We start from the raw sequence: 4,152 nt of genomic DNA on the forward strand, positions 1-4,152 counted from the left end.
AGCGCAGTTCCACTTTGCCCAAATGGGATATCCTCATCCGACCAAACTGCGGGTAAGTTCTTTCGCGTAAATCGCCTAAGAATGCGTAAGGTCGACAGGATGATTCCGAGGCGGTCTTGGGGCAAGTGCCGGTCGGGCTGGTGCCAAGGGTCAGGCTGCGCCGATATCGACGGACGCGTGGATTTGAGGCGCGCGCGTCGCGCCTCTAAACTGGCGCATTGTCTCGTCTTATCCCATCCGCATGATCGCTGCGCGCACCCCCGCTTTCTGGCGGGCGACCCTGGCACTGAGCCTGGGCTCCTTCCTGACCTTCATCAATCTCTACACGCCGCAGCCCTTGCTGCCGCTGTTCAGTCAGACCTGGGGCGTCTCGCCGGTCGACGCCAGCCTGAGCGTCTCGCTGACGACCCTGACCTTGAGTCTGTCGCTGCTGGTCTATGGGCCGCTGTCCGATGCCATCGGGCGTCGTGGGATCATGCTGGTGACCATGACGCTGACCACGCTGTGCTCCCTGGCCATGGCCCTGGCGCCGGACTTCGCGACTCTGCTGGCGCTGCGGACCCTTCAGGGACTCTTCATCGGCGGACTGCTCGCGGTCGCCATGGCCTACATGGGCGACGAATTCGAGCGCAAGGCCATGATCCTGGCGATCGGGCTCTATATCAGCGGCAACTCGCTGGGTGGGATCTCGGGGCGGCTCATGAGTGGCGCGGTTGCTTCGTCCTGCGGCTGGGAGGCGAGCTTCCTGGTGACCGGCTGCCTGAGTCTCGTCATTCTCATCGTCTTTGCCTGGATGCTGCCGCCGTCGCGGCATTTCACCTCCAAGCCATTGCGCCTTGCCGGCTTGGTCAAGGACCTCGCCGGGCACGCGCGCAGCCCGATCATCGTGGTGGCCTGCCTGGTCGGCGGTCTCAACTTTCTGGTCTTCATCAACCTCTACAGCTACATCACCTATCTGCTCAGTGCGCCACCCTACAATCTCTCGCCGGCGGCCTTGGGTCTGCTGTTCTTGACCTATCTCTCCGGCACCCTGACGGCAGGCTTCTCTGGGCGCATTGTGGGCGGGCGGTCGCAACCGCTCGCCATGGTCTTTGGGATGCTCATCCTCATGGGCGGCACACTGCTGACGCTCACGCCCCGACTGGAGGTGATCATCGCTGGGATGCTGATCAACGCCGTTGGCTTCTTCTTCACGCACACCCAGGCGGCCGGCTGGGTCAATCGCAACGCGCGCCAGGCGCGGGCGAGCGCGACCTCTCTCTATCTCATGAGCTACTACGGTGGGGCTAGCATCGGCAGCTTCTTTCTCGGGCCATTTTGGCATTGGGCAGGCTGGCTCGGCGTGGTGGCGGGTGCGCTGTCGATGCTCGGCGTTGGGATCGGACTTGCGTCCTATCTGCGCTGGCTCGAGTGTCGCGGCAGCGGGGACGGCGGCGCGCTGATGTCCGAACCCAAGGACGCGGAATCTGGGCGGACCACCGCCGAGCTTTAGCGTTCAGCTTGCCAGCTCTGGCAAGAAACTGATGTCCAGGTAGTAACTACTCGGGCGCTGCGGATCGATTCGGACGTCGATCAGTTCGCGGTCGACATAATCACTGGGGTCGAACCAAATGGGCTCGCTGCGGAAGACATGGAGCTTCGAGGTCATGGGGTCCTGCCAGTGAGCGACGATACGGTAAGCGTGGCGGCGGTTGGTGCGTCCGGGGCTGGGCTCGACGCCCTGGAACTTGGCCTGTATGAGTCGCCCTTCACGCAGCAGTCTGACCTTGCGCTTGTGTGCGCGGAGGCCCGCCCACAGGGGAAGAATCCCGACAGCGGTGAAAATCGCACCCATCCCGCAGAGCATGACCACCAGAAACCACTGCTGCCAGAAGCCGGAAATCGAGGCACGGTAGGGATTATCGGGCAGGTAAAGCACGGTCACGCGTTCGTCTGGACGATAAGAGGGGGGATTGCTGCCGACCTTGCCGACAAAGTCGATGCGCTGGCCGTCTGCGGTGGTGAACTTGACCCGCGGCCTGTAGGTCGTCGATCGATCCGTTCCAGATCCGGAGCGGCTGAGAATGAGTTCTTGCACGACACCCTCGGCGCGCATCGCCCTGGCGTTGAAGTCTCGCGTGTGCTCGAAGGAGACGTAGGCGCCGACGAGCAGACCGATGCCGATGAGTCCGAAGAGTGCGTTGATGAGGCGCGCGACAGGCTTTGTCTTCATAGGAGGCTGGATCCCGGCTGCATGGGCAGTCGCGAGCTTGGCCTCGTGATGCTCAGCGGTCAAGACAGGCTGGAGCTACAGCGAGCGGCGGGACGCGCCATCAATCCAGGGGTGACGTCCATGCGATTGCAGCGCGGAGGCCGCGCGTTCAGGGGAGGGTGAGACGCTGAATCGCCGAATAGGGGCTCAGGCAGATGCCGTTGTAAGCCTGCGCCGCGACGTAGAGATCGGTTCCCGCCGCGAGCCTGGTGGAAAACCTGGTGGCGCTGCCCAATTCAAGGTAATTGATGGGTGCCATGGCGGGCGCGGTGGCGTAGTAGAGCCGGTAGCCGTTAGCGCCCGTCACTGCGTCGATGCTCGCAGAGACACCGTATCCATCGACGTCCAGATGCAAGATGGGGGCCGCGGGCCGCTCCTCGGGTCGGCAAGCCGTGTCTGATATCCAGGGTGCATAGCGGGACACGCGTGTATAGACACCGTACATTCCAGGTTGAGCACAGCTGTCCTGACCGTAGCTGGTGATTCCAACCTGCGTCCATTGGGCATCGCTGCCGCGCTCCACCAGCAAGGGGCCGCCGCTGTCCCCGTAGCAGGTGTCGCGGGTGCCGTCTTGTGGGCCAGCGCAGAGCGTGGTGTCGAGTACGGTTAGGCTCGGCTGTGCGGCTTGGCAGGTCTCTTGGTTCACGATCGGCAGGTCGGCATACAGCAGTCTGGGTGACGACCGGCTGCTCCATGGGCGTGTGACGCCCCAGCCTGCGGCGATCGCGTACTCGCCGTCGATCACTGAGAAGTCGTCATAGGTTGGCCCGGACACTGGTGCTGGCGTGATCCAGTCGATGGGCGCTGGTAAATGCAGCAGTAAGAGATCGTTGCGGAACGGCAGTGCCGAAAAGTATCGGGACGGCGCCCAGTCGGGGTGGGCGATCAAGAAATCGGGCGTGACGCGAAGCCCCTCGGCTGTGGTCAGATCCGACCGGCCGACGATGACGTCGACATCCGGTGAAGCGATGATGTTGCCTCGACCATCGGCGAAGCAGTGGGCCGCCGTGAGGACCCATTGGGGATGAATCAAGGTGCCGGCGCAGGCGTATCCCTCCAGCGCGCGCGGCTCTTCTTGATAGACGAGCGCAACCATCCAGGGCAGCGCGCCCTCTGAAGGTGGGCTGCCGCCAATGATGCGCGGTTGCAGTGAGGCTGCGAGGGTGCTCGCAGCAAAGAAGAGGCATGCCAGGGCCGAGGCGGTCCAGCAATGGTGACGATGGGGCGCTAAGTTGCTCTGCGGCATGATGGACCTTCCGGTGCGGAGGCGGCGAGGCGACACCTCGCGCCCTCGTCAACTTAAGTTTGGGATGCGAGTGCCGACTTCAACGAGACTCGCTTGACGATTCTGCGCAGCGACATCCGTGCGCATTGTCATGGGATATGACTCCGTGGTCATCGAGCGAGGCTTAGAAAGCGTCCATCAACAACTTCCCCCCTTTCGCAAAGGGGGGCTAGGGGATTTCGGGCGGCATTGCTGCATCGGGAGACAATTGATGGACACTTTCTAGGCTTTAGAAAGCGTCCATCAACAACTTTCCCCCCTTTCGCAAAGGGGGCTAGGGGGGATTTCGGGCGGCATCGCTCGCATCGGGAAACAATTGATGGACACTTGCTTACTGCTGTTGGATGAGCCGGGGCTGCTCGAAGCTCGGAGGGCGTGCGCCCTTGCTGACAATGTGTTTGCGCGCTCTGGGGGGCGTTTCTTGCAGGCGGCTGGTCGGCGGCTTCAGAGGCTGTCTGAAAAACCTCAAGGGGCGACTTTAGTCGCCCTTGGCACTGGGGGGAGGGCGAATGAATTCGCCCCTTGTATTTTCTGTTCTAAGGGATTGATAAGGAGGAGTGATAAACGGAGTTTATGAAGAGAGCCCGGGAAGCCGTTCGCCCCTGAAGCCTGGACG

3 protein-coding genes are annotated in these 4,152 nt (G+C 62.5%); 1 reads left to right on the forward strand and 2 read right to left on the reverse strand.

The window, feature by feature from the left end; all coding sequences use genetic code 11:
* Positions 1-241: 241 nt before the first annotated feature.
* Positions 242-1,492 carry an MFS transporter gene (locus G3480_RS25260; RefSeq protein ID WP_164656979.1) on the forward strand — a complete coding sequence of 417 codons (1,251 nt, stop codon included), beginning with the start codon at positions 242-244 and terminating at the stop codon, positions 1,490-1,492.
* 3 nt (positions 1,493-1,495) lie between these two features.
* Here the strand turns inward: G3480_RS25260 and G3480_RS25265 are convergent, their stop codons facing one another.
* Together G3480_RS25265 and G3480_RS25270 are read right to left on the reverse strand one after the other, a co-directional pair.
* Positions 1,496-2,212 carry a DUF3592 domain-containing protein gene (locus G3480_RS25265; protein ID WP_164656980.1) on the reverse strand — a complete coding sequence of 239 codons (717 nt, stop codon included), beginning with the start codon at positions 2,210-2,212 and terminating at the stop codon, positions 1,496-1,498.
* Between the two features lie 148 nt (positions 2,213-2,360).
* The gene (locus G3480_RS25270; RefSeq protein WP_164656981.1) at positions 2,361-3,497 is read right to left on the reverse strand and encodes a S1 family peptidase; all 1,137 of its coding nucleotides are present in this window, start codon (positions 3,495-3,497) and stop codon (positions 2,361-2,363) included.
* Positions 3,498-4,152: the final 655 nt, after the last annotated feature.

This window comes from Thiorhodococcus mannitoliphagus, assembly GCF_010915725.1.
In the GTDB taxonomy this organism is placed as follows: domain Bacteria; phylum Pseudomonadota; class Gammaproteobacteria; order Chromatiales; family Chromatiaceae; genus Thiorhodococcus; species Thiorhodococcus mannitoliphagus.

What these genes read in the sequence shown, in the direction of transcription:
- G3480_RS25260 (WP_164656979.1), top strand. Translation starts at nt 242, where the DNA reads ATGATCGCTGCGCGCACCCCCGCTTTCTGGCGGGCGACCCTGGCACTG.
- G3480_RS25265 (WP_164656980.1), bottom strand. Translation starts at nt 2,212, where the DNA reads ATGAAGACAAAGCCTGTCGCGCGCCTCATCAACGCACTCTTCGGACTC.
- G3480_RS25270 (WP_164656981.1), bottom strand. Translation starts at nt 3,497, where the DNA reads ATGCCGCAGAGCAACTTAGCGCCCCATCGTCACCATTGCTGGACCGCC.